Raw genomic sequence first — 14,198 nt, 5'->3', positions numbered from 1 at the left:
GCTGTGGTTCCTTACTCGGTGACTACTTCGAGCACTTCGCGGCAGGGATCTGCGAGCACAGGTCCGTGATCGTCTTGTAGTAGTCGACCGTCTCCGGCTGGACACCGAAGTAGCCCTTCGAGAAGCCGGCCGTGAGGGTTGCACCGGACTGCTTGATGGCATCGACCGAGGCGCTCTGGAGGGCGTCGGTGACCTTCTTCTTGGCGTCAGCGGGGAGGCTCGTCGAGACCGAGAACGGGCCACCGGGCACGTACTCCTTGGCGAGAACCTTGACCTCACCCTTCTTCGCGCCCTCCTCGGCGACCGAGTCCTCGGCGAGGCCGATGTCGCACTTCTTGGCCGCGACCGACTGCTCGGACTTGTCGTGGGCGCCCGCGAAGACGGCCTTGAAGTCGGCGAACGTCGGGTTGCCCGAAGCGTCCTTGCCGTTCGACTCGACGCTGAGGCCGGCCTTGTGGAGCTGGTAGAGGCCGAAGAGGAAGCCAGAGGTCGAGTTGGGGTCGACGAAGCAGACGGTCTTGCCCTTGGCCTCGGAAATGCTCTTGAGCGGCGAGTCGGCCGGAACGATGACCTCCGAGTAGTAGCCGGGGTCCTTGACCTTGTCCGAGTTGAGCTGGGCGGCAACCGGCTCGATCTTCGCGCCCTTGTTGACGGCCATGACGTACTGGAGGGCGCCCGAAGTGATGACGTCGACCTTGCCGGCGACCGCCGCGGCGATGAGAGCCGTGTAGTCGGCCGTCGGGTAGTACTCGACCTTGTAGCCGGTGACCTTGGCGAGGTAGTCCTCGATCGGCTTGACGTTGGCATCCGAGCCCGCCTGGTCGGGGGTCGCGCCGAAGACGATCGTGCCGCTCGTCTTGGCCCAGGTGCCGTTGCTGGAGGCCTGGTCGGAGACGGAGGTCGAGCCGGACGATGAGCAGCCCGCGAGGGCAACTACAGCGACGAGGGAAGTGACGAACGTGGCGACTGCGCCGAGGCGCTTGGTGCGAGACAGGAACATTGGAATGGAGCCCCTTCGGTTCGAGCGCACGTGCTTGGATAGAGGTGGGTTCCTGTGCGCGTCACGATCAAAGTAGGGAACCCGCGGTACAACGCGGCCACTACCGGGTGACGAGCAAGTTAACTTGTCTATACACCTAGACAGCCTCGAGCGGGCGGCGAAGTGTCCGCATCACCGTCACCGCAAGAATTCGGGCTGCGGCTACTTGGAGATACATGTTGGGCGGAAGGCAACGCCGCGGAGGTCAAGGGGCGGGCTTCCGCATTCTGGGCAGGAAAAGCAAAACTCTGGCGAGAAATGGGTTCGCGATGACACAAAGGGCGATCTCCGACGACGGGCAGTGGTGGTGGGACGGCCAACGCTGGCTCCCCGCCCTCAGCCCCGACGGGCGATGGCGGTTCGACGGACGAGCCTGGCGCCGGACCAGCACGTGGCGGCAGCCCTCCCCCGCAGTGCTGATCTCGGCCGCGGTCTGGGTCGCCACGCTTGCGCTCTGGGGTCCGACGTTGGTGATGGTCCTGCCTCCAGTCCCGAACGTCGCGCCTGATCCCGGCGTGGAGGCGGTGCTCATCACTGTGTTCGTCGTGGTGGTGGTCCTCGCGACCGCGGCCACCGGTTTCATCATCGGAGTCGCGGCGCAGCTCCGGTGGCTCTGGCTCGCATCCGTCATTGGCGCCGGGGCTCAGATGGTCGGATACGTGGCGTCGATGATCATCGCCGATACCCAGTCAGGAGGATCCGCGGATGATTTCGCGGCCGTCGGCCTGATCATGCTCACGGGGCCGGTTCTCCTGGGCATCACGGCCCTACTTTGGGCCGGGGGCGGGCTGGGCGCGCTGGCCCGCATTGCAAGTCGCCGTCTGGCGAACCGCAGCCAATAGACGCCCACCTCGAGCGGGGCGAGGTCCTCGGGGGTTTTTGATGGCTTTCCGATGGCCGGTTCAAATCTCACCAACGCATAAACCACAGAAAACCTAAAGTTCCCGCGGCTTCGTGGTCGGGCTGACAAGATTTGAACCTGGGACCCCTTGGAGGATTTTTGTATTCTCCGGAAGGCTGCGGAAATCTCGCGTTTTCCCTGGTCAGACGGGGAATCGGGCGACTCCCCCATGTGAATTCTACCGGGTTATTCCCGGTCGGTCACGGGTGTTTTCGATGGGTATCTGATGGACGACGGGCCTGACTGGTCCGATGGATCCGTCGTCATCCGCACGGTCATCTCTTGAATTCAATCAGACGGGAGTGGGTCCGTCATCGGGCGTCATTATTGACCACCGAGACGCCCTGCGTAGTTGTTACGGATTCCCTAGACCTTCACGGAAGCCGTTCCATAGAGTCCTGACCAAGGATCAAGAGCCCCGGCGCAAAGCTCTGGCTGGCCGGGCGGCAACCCTCTCCCGTGGCGGGGTGCCCCAGATGAGGATCCGGCCGCGGTGGACATCCGCGGCAAGTACGGCGCCCAGTCAGGGCGTCCGGTGTGAATGCTGAGGAACAGCGATGACCGTGACAACTATGCAGAACGCCGTCAGCGGGGCGGAGCTCCGCCGAGCCATGGGCCACTGGGCGACAGGCATCGCGGTCATCACGACGGACCACGCGGGCAGCATCGCGGGGCTCGTGAGCAACTCGTTCACATCGGTCAGCCTCGACCCTGCCCTCGTCTCGTGGGCGGTGGACAAGCGATCCTCATCCTTCGATGTGTGGAACACGACTGACAACTTCGCCGTGCACATCCTGTCCGAGTCGGACCGCGACCTCGTGCAGCGGTTCGTGGCGAAGGGGACGGAGAAGTTTGCGGGACTGGCGTGGGAGCCCGGCGTGCTGGGCTCGCCGATTGTGGCCGCTGAGGTCCCGCGCATCGAGTGTCGCCTCTGGCAGCGGGTGGACGCAGGAGACCACGTGATCCTGATCGGCGAGGCAGTCAGCGTCTCGGATCCGGAGAGCTTCCGTCCCCTGACCAACCACGTCTACTGGGCCAAATAACCTTCACGACCTTGTAGCCCTGCCGAGCCGCCGCCCTGGGCGGAGGGCGCCTCACGCCCGGGCGCGGCGGATCGCTACACCCGTTTTCCCCGCAATTCCCCGCCTTTCACCATGCCGAGCGCACACCCGGTCCGTTCGGCGTGCCCTCCCGGCTGCCTCCGTGCGGCCACAGAACCCCCAAGGAACTCCCCCATGAAGAAACTCACGTCCATCGTTGGCGCGGCGGCCGCCGTCGTCGTCGCCCTGGCCGTTTCGGCCTGCTCAGGCACCGCCGCCGCCACCGGCGGGGGCCAACAAACCACCGAACTCCGGTACCAAGGCTCCGCGAACAACGTCACCCTGCCCGAGCTCGCCCAGGAACTCGGATTCCTCGGCAACGTAAGGCTCAAATGGGTCGGCAATACGACGAGCGGCCCGCAGGATATCCAGTCCGCCGCGACTGGACAGACGGATTTCGGCGGCGCGTTCGCCGGCGCCGTCGTCAAGCTGGTCGAAGCGGGGGCGCCCGTAAAGGCCGTGGTGAATTACTACGGCGAGGATGAGAAGACCTTCTCGGGCTTCTACGTCAAGAACGAGAGCCCGATCCACGGCGCGCGCGATCTCATCGGCAAGAAAATCGCGGTCAATACGCTCGGCGCGCATTCCGAGGCCGTCATCGACACGTGGCTCGAGAAGAACGGGCTCTCGAAGGACGAGATCAAGCAGGTGCAGCTCGTGGCCCTCCCGCCGAATGACACGGAGGAGGCTGTTCGCCGCGGCCAGGTCGACGTCGGCTCGCTGAGCGGGCCCCTCCAGGACCACGCCATCGCGGCTGGCGGCCTGCGCTCGCTCTTCAGCGACTACGGGCTGTTCGGGGCGTTTGCGGGCGGCCAATACGTGTTCCGGAGCGATTTCCTCGCCCAGAACCCGGATACCGTGCGCACGTTCACCTCCGGCGTCGCGAAGGCCATCGAATGGGAGCGCACGACTCCACGCGACCAGGTGATCCAGCGCTTCACGCAGATCATCGAGAAGCGCAATCGCGGCGAGAGCACCGCGAACCTCCAGTACTGGAAGAGCGTCGGCGTGCCGAACGCGGGAATCATTTCCGACGCTGATTTCTCCCGCTGGGACAAGTGGCTCAACGAGACGGGAATCCTCAGCAGCCCGATCACGCCATCGAAGTATTACACCAACGAATTCAATTCTCTCGCGAAAGGGTGAGACATGACCCCGAAAATCAGCCTCCGGGACGTCAGCCAGCATTTCTCGGTGCGCGGCGGAACCCTGACCGCGCTCGACAGCCTCACGCTCGATATCCGTGAGGGCGAATTCCTCACCTTGGTCGGCCCGAGCGGCTCGGGCAAGACCACGCTGCTGGACCTGCTCGCGGGCCTCACGAAGCCCACCTCGGGCCGGGTCCACGTCAACGGCCAGCCCGTCACGGGCCCGGGCCCCGACCGCGCCGTCGTCTTCCAGCAGTACGCGCTGTTCCCCTGGCGCACGGCGTCGCAGAACGTGTCAATCGGACTCGAGGGCACGGGCCTGGGCCGGCGCGAACGCGCCGAGAAGGCCAGGCACTATCTCGACCTCGTGGGCCTCGCGGGCTTCGAGGACCGCTACCCGCACGAGCTCTCGGGCGGCATGAAGCAGCGCGTCGCGATTGCCCGGAGCCTCGCGTTCGAGCCGGACATCCTCCTCATGGACGAGCCCTTCGCCGCGCTCGACGCCCAGACCCGCGAACAGCTCCAGGGCGAGCTCCTCAAGATCTGGCGGGCCACGGGCAAGACGATCGTCTTCATCACCCACGGCATCGAAGAAGCCGTCTACCTCGGCCAGCGCGTCGCCGTCCTGAGCTCCCGCCCTGGGCGGCTCAAGGCGATCGTCGACGTCGACCTCCCCGCGTACGACGACGAGGCCGACATCCGCTCGCACCCCGCCTTCGTCGAATATCGCCACCGCGTGTGGGACCTCCTGCACGACGAGGTCCGCCGCGCCCAGGAGGCCGGCCACCGGAAGATCCTTCCCGACGGCTCGGCCCCCGACGAGCCGGCCGCCGCCGTCAACGACCAGCACGAAAGGAACCTCGTCAATGTCAGTGCTCGCTAGCTCTCGCATCGGGCCCGCTCCCCACGCCCCCGAAGCTGCCACGGCCGCCGCCCAGCCAGCCGCAGGGGAACAGGCTGCCGCCGGGCAGGTCGTCGGTGAGCAGGTTTCGACAGATCAGGCCGCGGCAACCCACCGCCACGGCGCGGGCCGCGGGCTCCGGCGAGCCGGCGCCGTCGTCCGCTCCTCCCTATGGAAGTCCGCGGCGATCCTCGCGTTCCTCGCACTGTGGGAGGTCGGGCCGCTGTGGTTCGCGCCGCCGTCGACCCGCGTGTTCCTCCCGCCGCTGCACGAGGTGCTCGTCGCGGCGTGGAAGCTCCTCGCCAACGGCGCGCTCGAAGGGCACCTCGCCGCGAGCCTGACCCGATCGGTCGCGGGGTTCGCCGTCGCCGTCGTCCTCGGGGTCGCGGGAGGCCTGCTCGTCGCGTGGTACCGGCCGCTCAACACGTTCATCACGCCGCTGCTCGAAGTCTTCCGCAATACCGCGGCCCTCGCGCTGCTGCCCGTGTTCACGCTCCTGCTCGGGATCGGCGAGGAATCGAAGATCACGATCGTCGCGTACGCCGCGTTCTTCCCCGTGCTGCTCAACACGATCGCGGGCGTGCGCACCGTCGATCCGCTGCTCGTGCGGGCGGCGCACTCGCTCGGGCTCTCGAGCCTCGCCCTGTTCCGCAAGGTGATCCTGCCCTCGGCCGTGCCCACGATCTTCACGGGCATCCGGATGGCCGGCACCGCATCCATCCTCGTGCTCATCGCCGCGGAGATGGTCGGAGCGAAGGCCGGGCTCGGATACCTGATCGTCAACGCGCAGTCGAGCTTCCTCATCCCGGACATGTACGCCGGAATCCTCACCGTCTCGCTCCTGGGCCTGGCCGTGAATTCCCTCCTCGTAGCCCTCGAACGCCACTTCTCACGGTGGCGCGGCGAGGCCCGCTCTTAATCACTTCTCACGAAAGGCACTCCAAAAATGAGCACCGTACTTGAAACCCAGCTCGAATTCACCAAGCTCGGCTCCCGCATCGGCGCCGAAATCCGCGGCCTCGACCTCAGCCAGGACCTCTCGGACGACGTCATCGCCCAGATCCGCGAGGCCCTCAACCGGCACAAGGCCCTCGTGTTCCGCGAGGCCAACATCCGCACGGACGAGGACCAGGTGCGCTTCGCCTCCCGGTTCGGCCCGCTCACCAAGGCGCACCCAACCGTCGCGTCGGTGGACGGCGCCGAGAACGTCCTGCCCGTGGACAGCGAGGACGGCTCCGCGAACACGTGGCACACAGACGTCACGTTCGTGCTGAACCCGCCGCAGGCCTCGACCCTCCGCAGCGTCACGGTGCCCGCATACGGCGGCGAAACCCTCATCGCGTCCTCCGCCGGCGCGTACCAGGACCTCCCGGCCGAGCTCCGCAACTTCGCCGACACCCTCTGGGCCATCCACACGAACGACTACGACTACTCCGTGCCGAAGAACCTCGAGCACGAGAACGCCGAGGAGCGCCGCAAGGTCTTCACCCGGATCAAGTACCAGACCGCACACCCCGTGGTCCGCGTCCACCCGCTGACCGGCGAGCGCGGCCTGTTCATCGGCGGCTTCGCCCAGCGCCTGCGGATCGTGGGGCTCTCCAACACGGAGTCGAAGGACATCCTGCGCCTCCTGCAGGCCTATGTGACCCGCCCCGAGAACGTGGTCCGCGTCAACTGGGAGCCGAACCAACTCGTCCTGTTCGACAACAGAATCACCCAGCACTACGCGCCGTCCAACTACGACGACCAGCCGCGCAAGCTCAACCGCGTGACCGTGGCCGGGGACATCCCGGTGGGCGTCGACGGCACCCGCAGCCAGTCCATCGAGGGCGACTCCTCGCACTACTCGGAAATCGTCGAGCAGGGGGTGTGAACGTGGCCAGGAAGCTGCATCTCAACGCGTTCCTCATGAGCACCGGCCACCACGAGGCCTCGTGGCGGCTCCCCGAGAGCGATCCGCACGCCGGCACGAGCCTCGCCCACTTCACCCGGCTCGCCCAGACCGCCGAGCGAGGCAAGTTCGACTCCGTGTTCTTTGCCGATTCGCCCGTGCTCTGGGGGTCCGTGGCGCGGCGGCCCTCGAGCGCCGTCGAGCCCACTGTGCTCCTCGCGGCGCTCGCCGCAGCAACGGATCGCATCGGGCTCATCGCGACGGCCTCGACGAGCTACAACTCGCCGTACAACCTCGCGCGGCGCTTCGCATCGATCGACCACCTCTCCGGCGGCCGCGCCGGCTGGAACGTCGTGACGACGGCGGGGGCGGACGCCGCCCGGAACTTCGGGCTCGACGACCAGCCCCTGCACCGCACCCGGTACGAGCGCGCGGCCGAGTTCCTCGACGTCGCGTTCAAGCTGTGGGACTCGTGGGACGACGACGCCGTGCTCGCCGACAAGGCGGCCGGGGTGTGGGGCGACGACAGCCGCGTGCGCGCCGTCGACCACGTGGGTGCGCACTTCTCGGTGCGCGGACCGCTCGACATCCCGCGGTCGCCCCAGGGGCGGCCCGTCATCGTGCAGGCGGGATCGTCGGAGGACGGCAAGGAGCTTGCGGCCCGCTACGCCGAGGCCGTTTTCACGGCCCAGCAGACCCTCGAGCAGGCACAGGCGTTCTACAACGACCTCAAGGGACGGACTGCGGCCGCGGGGCGGGATCCCGAGTCGATCAAGATCCTCCCCGGAATCGTGCCGGTCCTCGGCGGGACCGAGGCCGAGGCGCTGCGGCGCGAGCGCGAGCTCGACGAACTCATCCGCCCCGAGTACGCCCGGGACGAGCTCGCCAAGACCCTGCGCGTCGCACCTGAGGACCTGCCCCTGGACCGCGAACTGCCCGCGGACCTGCCGGACGAGGACGAGATCGAGGGGGCGAAGAGCCGCTACACGCTCATCGTCGACCTCGCCCGCCGCGAGCGGCTCACCGTCCGGCAGCTCATCGGCCGGCTCGGCGGAGGCCGGGGCCACCGAACCTTCGCCGGCACGCCCGAACAGGTCGCCGAGGCCATCGAGTCCTGGTTCCGCGCCGGTGCGGCCGACGGCTTCAACATCATGCCCGCCGCCCTGCCCTCCGGCCTCGACGAGTTCGTGGACCACGTCGTGCCGCTCCTCCAGGCCCGCGGCCTGTTCCGCGAAGAGTACGCAGGCACGACCCTGCGCGAGCACTACGGGCTGCCTCGGCCCGCCGGCCTGCTCAGCGCCGCAGCCGGGCCCCCGCACGTCTCCTGACCGACCGCCCATCACCGCGCAGGCGATGGCTCGAGGGGCCCTCGGGCGGAGCGCTTCTCACAGAAGCTCCCGCCCGGGGCCCCTCACGCCCGACCAGCGCCCAGCATCCGGAGGATTGCATGAGAACAGTCCAGACCCCCGTCCCGACTCGCCCATCGAACGCGACGCCCCCCATCCGCGAGCACGACGTCGGGCCGGCGTCACCGCCGTCGCCCTCGCCGGCGTCGTAGTCCTCGGACTCACGGCCTGCAGCGACCCCAGCGCACGGGCGGCCGACAGCACGAGCCAGCCAACAGTCGCTGGGAAGAGCTTCAACCTCACGCCGCAGCAGAACCGCATCCAGGTGCCACAGGACGATGCCGCAGCGTCGCTGGTCCCGGCGGACGTCAAGGCGAAGGGCAAGCTCGTCGTGGTGAGTTCGCCGTACGCGGCGCCGCTGTCGCTCTACGCAACGGACAACAAAACCCTGATCGGCAACGAGGTCGACCTCGCCTACGCGATCGGGGAGACGCTCGGGCTCACGGTCGAGGTCTCCCCTGTAGCGTGGGCGGACTGGCCGCTCGGCATCGAGTCGGGCAAGTACGACGCGATCCTCTCCAACGTGACCGTAACGGAGGCGCGCAAGGAGAAATTCGACTTCGCGACGTACCGCAACGATCTCCTCGGCTTCTATGCCAAGAGCGATTCGACGATCACCTCGGTCACGGAACCCAAGGACGTGGCCGGGAAGCGGATCATCGTCGGCTCCGGCACGAACCAGGAGGCGATCCTCCTCAAGTGGGACCAGCAGAACAAGGCCGCCGGGCTGCCAGGCGTCCAGTTCCAGTACTACGACGACGACTCCGCCTCCTCGCTCGCCCTCCAGTCGGGCCGCGCGGACCTGACGTTCGGCCCGAACGCGACGGCGGCGTACAAGGCTGCCGCGGACGGCAAGACGAAGCAGGTTGGGACCCTCAGCGGGGGCTGGCCGCTCACCGCGCAGATCGCCTTCACGACCAAGAAGGGCAACGGCCTCGCGGCCGCGGCTCAGGCGGCGATCAACAGGCTCATCGCCTCGGGCACGTACGGACGGATCCTCGACCGGTGGGGCCTCTCCTCCGAGGCCGTTCCGCGCTCGGACCTCAACCCGCCTGGACTGCCGAAGAGCTGACCACTCGCCACTCGAGAGGTGGCCACTCGTCCGAACCTTCGACGAGTGGCCACCTCTCGCACACCACAGGGTCAGATCCTGCTCAGGTCCCACGCCGACGCGGGGAGCTCGAGCCCCAGATGCTCGCGAAGGGTCGTCCCCGCGTACTCCGTCGGGTAGACCCCGCGGTCCTGGAGCTCGGGCACGAGCCGGTCGACGATGTCGTCCAGGCCGCTCGGCACGAGCCAAGGCGAGACGTTGAAGCCGTCCACCGCCCCGACCCTCGCGTACTCGGCGAGCCTGTCCGCGACCTCCGTGTACGATCCCACGAAGCTCCGCGACGCCCGCGAGTTGCGCTGCCGCACGAACTCGAGGATGCTCCATCCCTTCTCCGACGCCTCGGCACGCCACGAGGCGGCGAGCTCGCGCGCCTTTGCCCCGTGGAAGCCGCTCCCCCGCGTCTCGGAGGTCGTCTCGACTCCGGGGTCGACGTCCGGGAGCGGCCCGGCAGGGTCGTAGCCGCCGAGCGGGAGGCCCCAGAATTGCTCGAGGTAGGCGATGGCCTGCTGCGGGCCGATCTGCAGCTCCCGGAGCCACGCGAGCTTCTCGCGCGCGGCGGCGGGCGTCTCGGCGAGGACGAATTCGCTCGCGGGCATGATCTTGAGCGACTCCGGACGCCGTCCCGCGCGGAGCGTGCGGTCGACAAGATCGCGCCGGAACTCGATCGCGTCCTCGAACCCTGGGTGCGCCGAGAAGATGACGTCGGCCCGCCGGGCCGCGAAGTCCCGTCCCTCGGGCGAGTCTCCAGCCTGGAACAGCACTGGCCGTCCCTGCGGGCTGCGTGGCAGGCGCGGCGTGTAGTCCACGGTGTAGTGGCGCCCCTTGTGCCGGACCCTGCGCACTGAGTCGGGCGCGAGCCAGCGGTCCGCCGTCGTCCGCCCTCCGGTGTCGGAGGCGAGGGCACCCGGCCGCCACGAGTCCCAGATCTCCTGGGCGACCTGCACGAACGCCTCGGCGTGACGGTACCGGTCGGCGTGGTCGAGGTAGCCGCCGCGGCGGAAGTTGGCTCCGGTCCAGGCGTTGTCCGTGGTGACGACGTTCCATGCGGCCCGGCCGCCGGAGAGGAGGTCGAGCGAACCGAGCCGGTGCGCAAGATCCGCGGGGTCGTTGTAGGTCGTGTTCTGTGTCGCGACGAGCCCTATGCGGGCCGTGACCGCGGCGAGCGCGGCGAGCATGGTCTGGGCGTCGGGACGCCCGGCGACGTCCAGTTCGTGGATCCGGCCGAGGTGCTCGCGCAGCCGCAGCCCCTCGCCGAGGAAGAAGGCGGCGAACAGGCCGCGCTCGGCCGTCTGCGCGACGCGGCGGAATGACTGGAAGTCCGTCTGCGAGCCGGACTGCGGGAGCTTCCACACGGTGCCGGAATTGACGCCTTGGAAGAAGACCCCGAACTGAAGCTGGCCGCTCGGTGTGAACTCGGGATGGATGCTCATGATGATCAGGTCCTCAGATGATGGAATCGGCGGCCGGCGCCGCATAGAACGCCAGCGGGCCGCCGGCATAGCGGCTGGGCGGGCGGCGCAGGCCCAGCCGGTGCCGGAACGAGGTGTCCGCGACGGTCGGGGCGAGCAGGCCGCGGCGGCGCAGCTCGGGCAGTACGAGCTGCGCGAGCTCGGGCAGGTCGAGGTCGATGACGGCCGGGTGGAGACGTACCCCATCGGCGACGCGGAGCAGCTCGGCGAGGCAGTCGGCGAGTTCGGCGGCGCCGCCGACGAAGAGCGTGTGCGGCGAGCGCCACGTTGACGTGAGGTCGAGGGCCGTGAGCCGCTGGGCCCCGCTCTGGCCGCGCGCGTCGAGAACGAGGTCCAGCTCGGCGACGACGAGCTGCCCTGGGTTCTCATCCCGCACGAATGCGGCCTCGGCGAGGAGGAGGTCCCACGCGGGGGCCGTCACGAGCAGCACGTCGGCCTCCGCGGCGGGGACTGCACCGTACGGGGCAAGGACCGGGAGCTGACCCTGCGGTGGCCGGGGGACGATCGAGGGGCCTTTGACCGAGAACGCGCGTCCCCGGAATTCCGCGTAGTGCACCCGCGAGGCATCGAGGTAGCGCCCCGTGGCGACGTCGCGGATCTCCGCCCCGTCCTCCCAGGTGTCCCAGAGGCGCCGGGCCGCCCCGACGGCGTCGCCGCCCTCGGCAAAGGCTTCCTCGGGGTCCAGCGGCTCGCGCCCGACTGCCGCGCGGCGCTCTGGCGAGCCGTCCGCGGCGACGAGCCAGCCAGCGCGCCCGTAGCTGAGGTGGTCGAGGCTCGCGAGCTGCGTCGAGACGTGAAACGGCTCGCTGGCCGTGGTCTCGACCTCGGGCACCAGTGCAATGGTCCGGGTCAGCGGGGCCGCGTAGGCCGCACGCTGGACGGCGTCGAGCCGCCCGTGTTCGTCGGCGCCGCGGACGGGCAGGGGGTCGGAGAAGGTTGCGAAGTGGAAGCCCGCGGCTTCGGCGTCGAGCACTCGCCGCAGCGAGCGGTCGGCCCGGAAGGCGGACGACGGCGGTGCGGCCGCGAAGCGCCAGCCAGAGGGGTGTGCGTCGTCGAGGTCGAGGCCGATGAGGCCGTTTGCCTGTGTCATGCGGCGTTCTCCCGGTGGTGGTCGTGGTCGCGGTCGATTGCGGCGGCCGCGTCGGGTTCGGTGGCCCCGTAGGCTTCGGGCCGGCCCGCGTAGGGGTCGCCGTCGCCCCACAGGGTGGTCGGGGCGGCGGCCCGGACTGCAGGGATGACCTCGAGGGCGAAGCGTTCTAGGACATCGAGCTGCTCGCCGAACGGCAGGACAGTTGGGAGCGAGACGGACTGGAGGTCGTGCCCGTAGAACTCGTGGTAGGAGAGGATCTTCTCCACGACCTGCGCGGGGCTGCCCACGAGGGAGGGGCCTTCGGCGATGGCCTGGTCGATGTCCCGGAACGGGGTGTTGTTGCCGGGGACCTCGCGCGCGGCGGTCAGGGCCTCGTAGACGGGGCCGAAGCGCCGCTTGGCCTCCTGGGTCGTATCGGCGAGGAAGATCCCGCCGGCGCCGCTGCCGGCCCCGAGGTACGCGTGGCGAGGGTCGTGGCCATGGGCCGCGTACTCTTGGCGCCAGTGGTCGATGAGCACCTTGTAGTTCTCCCGCGGCTGGATCGCGTTCGCGGTGAAGAGCGGCTCGCCCCAGACCCCCGCGAGGGCGCCGGAGGCGAGGGACGTTGCGCTGCCGTGCCAGATTCGCGGTGCGCCCGCGAACGGTCGCGGCAGCGTCGTCGTCGACTGTTCGAGGGGCGGCCTGAAGCGCCCGCTCCAGGTGAGGCCCTCTTCGCGCCACAGTCGGCGCAGAAGCCCGTGCTTCTCGGCGAGGAGGTCCCACTGGTCGGCCAGATCGAGCCCGAAGAGCGGGTACTGGAGCACCTCGTTTCCCTTGCCGATGGTGATCTCGAGGCGCCCGCGGGAGAGTTGGTCGATCGTCGCGTAGTCCTCGGCGGCTCGGACTGGGTCGAGAACGGACAGGACTGTGACGCCGGTGTGGAGGCGGATGCGGGTGGTCGAGACGGCGATCGCTGCGAGCACGGTCGCGGGCGAAGAGGAGAGGAAGTCGCCCGCGTGCCGCTCCCCCACGGCGAAGGAGTCGAAGCCCAGCTCCTCCGCCCGGCGCGCGGTCTCGAGGACCTGCGCGAGCCGCTCGGCTGGGGAGGCCTGCTCGCCGGTGATCGGGTGCCGCTGGTGCGGGATGATGTCCAGGAGTTCGAATCTCATCTCATTTCCCCGCCTTCTGCGCGAGCGTCTCCGCCGTGACGGTCGCCGACTGCGGAACGGCCTCGTCGGTGAGCCCCCAGCGGGCGAGGACCTTGGCGTAAGAGCCGTCCGCGATGGCCGAGTTCAGGGCCGCCGTGATGGCCTCGGCGAGGCCGTTGCCGCGCTTGGTAGTCGCGGCCACGAGCGTCTCGTTGGGCCAGCCCGCGTTGACCTTCCCGACGACCTTGAGGTCGTCCCGGGTCGCAGCCCGGTAGACCACCGAGGGGTAGGGTGCGAGGTTCAGGTCGATGCGGCCGGCGGACAGGGCCAGGATGGTGTCAGCGTCCGAGGCGAAATACTGCAGCTCCGCCGGCGCCTTGCCGCGGGTCGCGAGGTCCTTGTTCCAGGCGAGCAGGATCTTCTCCTGGTTGGTTCCCGAGCCGACGGCGACCTTCTTGCCCGAGATGTCGTCGGCGCCGCTCACGGTGAACGTCGCGGTCTTCTTCGCCTCGAAGCCCATGTAAGCGGCGCGGTAGGTCGAGAAGTCGAAGAGCTTGGCACGGTCCGAGTTGATGCCCACGTTGGAGAAGACGGCCTCGTAGGCCCCGGACTGGGTCTTCAGCGGCCAGCTCTCCCACGAGGTCTGCTGGAGGTCCAGCTCGAGGCCGAGCTTGTCTGCGACGAGCTGGGCGATGTCGATCTCGGAGCCGACGAGCGTGCGGTTGTCCGTGGCCTGGAAGCTCAGCGGGATCGAGCCGCCGGTCGTTGCGACGGTGAGCTTGCCGTCGGCCGAAACCGTGGCGGGGACCTTGGCCGCGGCGGCCGGGTCCTTCTGGTCGCGGATGCGGTTCTGATCCGGTGAGAGGTTGTACTGCGCGCCGTTCGAGGGCGTCGCAGAGGCGCCACCCGCGGCCTGGGCGCCGGGGTCGGCACAGCCGGCCAGGACCACGAGGACGACGGCGGAGGCGGCCCAGGCGGGCAGCGGACGGTAAGGGCGGGTGCGAGGCACTGGGTT

General features: G+C 68.9%; 13 protein-coding genes and 1 riboswitch. Of the genes, 8 read left to right on the top strand and 5 right to left on the bottom strand.

Annotated features, from left to right (window positions below; translation table 11 throughout):
* Positions 1 to 22: 22 nt before the first annotated feature.
* On the bottom strand, positions 23 to 1,000 hold the full coding sequence (locus ACOKR1_RS08930; protein ID WP_422936301.1) for a phosphate/phosphite/phosphonate ABC transporter substrate-binding protein: 978 nt from the start codon (positions 998 to 1,000) through the stop codon (positions 23 to 25).
* Between the two features lie 308 nt (positions 1,001 to 1,308).
* Here ACOKR1_RS08930 and ACOKR1_RS08925 point away from each other — a divergent pair, with 308 nt between their 5' ends.
* The 8 genes from ACOKR1_RS08925 (at position 1,309) to ACOKR1_RS08890 (ending at position 9,458) form a co-directional block, all read left to right on the top strand.
* The gene (locus ACOKR1_RS08925; RefSeq protein ID WP_422936300.1) at positions 1,309 to 1,881 is read left to right on the top strand and encodes a hypothetical protein; all 573 of its coding nucleotides are present in this window, start codon (positions 1,309 to 1,311) and stop codon (positions 1,879 to 1,881) included.
* Positions 1,882 to 2,347: 466 nt separating this feature from the next.
* A riboswitch (SAM riboswitch) is annotated at positions 2,348 to 2,459 on the top strand.
* 38 nt (positions 2,460 to 2,497) lie between these two features.
* On the top strand, positions 2,498 to 2,983 hold the full coding sequence (locus tag ACOKR1_RS08920; RefSeq protein WP_422936299.1) for a flavin reductase family protein: 486 nt from the start codon (positions 2,498 to 2,500) through the stop codon (positions 2,981 to 2,983).
* Between the two features lie 192 nt (positions 2,984 to 3,175).
* The gene (locus ACOKR1_RS08915; protein WP_422936298.1) at positions 3,176 to 4,186 is read left to right on the top strand and encodes an ABC transporter substrate-binding protein; all 1,011 of its coding nucleotides are present in this window, start codon (positions 3,176 to 3,178) and stop codon (positions 4,184 to 4,186) included.
* Between the two features lie 3 nt (positions 4,187 to 4,189).
* The gene (locus ACOKR1_RS08910; RefSeq protein WP_422936297.1) at positions 4,190 to 5,071 is read left to right on the top strand and encodes an ABC transporter ATP-binding protein; all 882 of its coding nucleotides are present in this window, start codon (positions 4,190 to 4,192) and stop codon (positions 5,069 to 5,071) included.
* Entirely contained in the window at positions 5,055 to 6,008 is a 954-nt protein-coding gene (locus ACOKR1_RS08905) for an ABC transporter permease (protein ID WP_422936296.1), read from the top strand. Before ACOKR1_RS08910 ends, ACOKR1_RS08905 begins: the two co-directional genes overlap by 17 nt.
* Positions 6,009 to 6,035: 27 nt before the next feature.
* The gene (locus ACOKR1_RS08900; protein ID WP_422936295.1) at positions 6,036 to 6,962 is read left to right on the top strand and encodes a TauD/TfdA dioxygenase family protein; all 927 of its coding nucleotides are present in this window, start codon (positions 6,036 to 6,038) and stop codon (positions 6,960 to 6,962) included.
* 2 nt (positions 6,963 to 6,964) lie between these two features.
* Positions 6,965 to 8,308 (top strand): LLM class flavin-dependent oxidoreductase, encoded by a 1,344-nt coding sequence (locus ACOKR1_RS08895; protein WP_422936294.1) that lies wholly within the window; start codon positions 6,965 to 6,967, stop codon positions 8,306 to 8,308.
* Positions 8,309 to 8,462: 154 nt separating this feature from the next.
* Positions 8,463 to 9,458, top strand: a complete 996-nt coding sequence (locus ACOKR1_RS08890; RefSeq protein ID WP_422936587.1) for an ABC transporter substrate-binding protein — start codon at positions 8,463 to 8,465, stop codon at positions 9,456 to 9,458.
* 71 nt (positions 9,459 to 9,529) lie between these two features.
* On the opposite strand, the gene ACOKR1_RS08885 is transcribed toward ACOKR1_RS08890, so the two are convergent.
* From ACOKR1_RS08885 to ACOKR1_RS08870, 4 genes are read right to left on the bottom strand one after another with little or no spacing between them, the layout of a single operon-like run.
* On the bottom strand, positions 9,530 to 10,927 hold the full coding sequence (locus ACOKR1_RS08885; RefSeq protein WP_422936293.1) for an NtaA/DmoA family FMN-dependent monooxygenase: 1,398 nt from the start codon (positions 10,925 to 10,927) through the stop codon (positions 9,530 to 9,532).
* Between the two features lie 13 nt (positions 10,928 to 10,940).
* Complete coding sequence (locus tag ACOKR1_RS08880; RefSeq protein ID WP_422936292.1) at positions 10,941 to 12,056, bottom strand: LLM class flavin-dependent oxidoreductase; 1,116 nt, start codon at positions 12,054 to 12,056, stop codon at positions 10,941 to 10,943.
* A complete protein-coding gene (locus ACOKR1_RS08875; protein WP_422936291.1) occupies positions 12,053 to 13,204 on the bottom strand; it encodes an LLM class flavin-dependent oxidoreductase in 1,152 nt (383 codons plus the stop codon). Before ACOKR1_RS08875 ends, ACOKR1_RS08880 begins: the two co-directional genes overlap by 4 nt.
* A 1-nt stretch (position 13,205) precedes the next feature.
* Positions 13,206 to 14,192 carry an ABC transporter substrate-binding protein gene (locus ACOKR1_RS08870; RefSeq protein ID WP_422936290.1) on the bottom strand — a complete coding sequence of 329 codons (987 nt, stop codon included), beginning with the start codon at positions 14,190 to 14,192 and terminating at the stop codon, positions 13,206 to 13,208.
* Positions 14,193 to 14,198 lie beyond the last annotated feature (6 nt).

Source organism: Sinomonas sp. P47F7, assembly GCF_049332655.1.
In the GTDB taxonomy this organism is placed as follows: Bacteria; Actinomycetota; Actinomycetes; order Actinomycetales; family Micrococcaceae; genus Sinomonas.
The sequence above is the reverse complement of the archived record's forward strand: the minus strand, read 5'-3'. Positions and strand labels throughout refer to the sequence as shown.

Excerpts from the sequence above, each read along its gene's own strand:
- ACOKR1_RS08875 (WP_422936291.1), bottom strand. The coding sequence starts at position 13,204 with ATGAGATTCGAACTCCTGGACATCATCCCGCACCAGCGGCACCCGATC.
- ACOKR1_RS08910 (WP_422936297.1), top strand. The coding sequence starts at position 4,190 with ATGACCCCGAAAATCAGCCTCCGGGACGTCAGCCAGCATTTCTCGGTG.
- ACOKR1_RS08915 (WP_422936298.1), top strand. The coding sequence starts at position 3,176 with ATGAAGAAACTCACGTCCATCGTTGGCGCGGCGGCCGCCGTCGTCGTC.
- ACOKR1_RS08930 (WP_422936301.1), bottom strand. The coding sequence starts at position 1,000 with ATGTTCCTGTCTCGCACCAAGCGCCTCGGCGCAGTCGCCACGTTCGTC.
- ACOKR1_RS08925 (WP_422936300.1), top strand. The coding sequence starts at position 1,309 with ATGACACAAAGGGCGATCTCCGACGACGGGCAGTGGTGGTGGGACGGC.
- ACOKR1_RS08880 (WP_422936292.1), bottom strand. The coding sequence starts at position 12,056 with ATGACACAGGCAAACGGCCTCATCGGCCTCGACCTCGACGACGCACAC.
- ACOKR1_RS08920 (WP_422936299.1), top strand. The coding sequence starts at position 2,498 with ATGACCGTGACAACTATGCAGAACGCCGTCAGCGGGGCGGAGCTCCGC.
- ACOKR1_RS08885 (WP_422936293.1), bottom strand. The coding sequence starts at position 10,927 with ATGAGCATCCATCCCGAGTTCACACCGAGCGGCCAGCTTCAGTTCGGG.
- ACOKR1_RS08905 (WP_422936296.1), top strand. The coding sequence starts at position 5,055 with ATGTCAGTGCTCGCTAGCTCTCGCATCGGGCCCGCTCCCCACGCCCCC.
- ACOKR1_RS08900 (WP_422936295.1), top strand. The coding sequence starts at position 6,036 with ATGAGCACCGTACTTGAAACCCAGCTCGAATTCACCAAGCTCGGCTCC.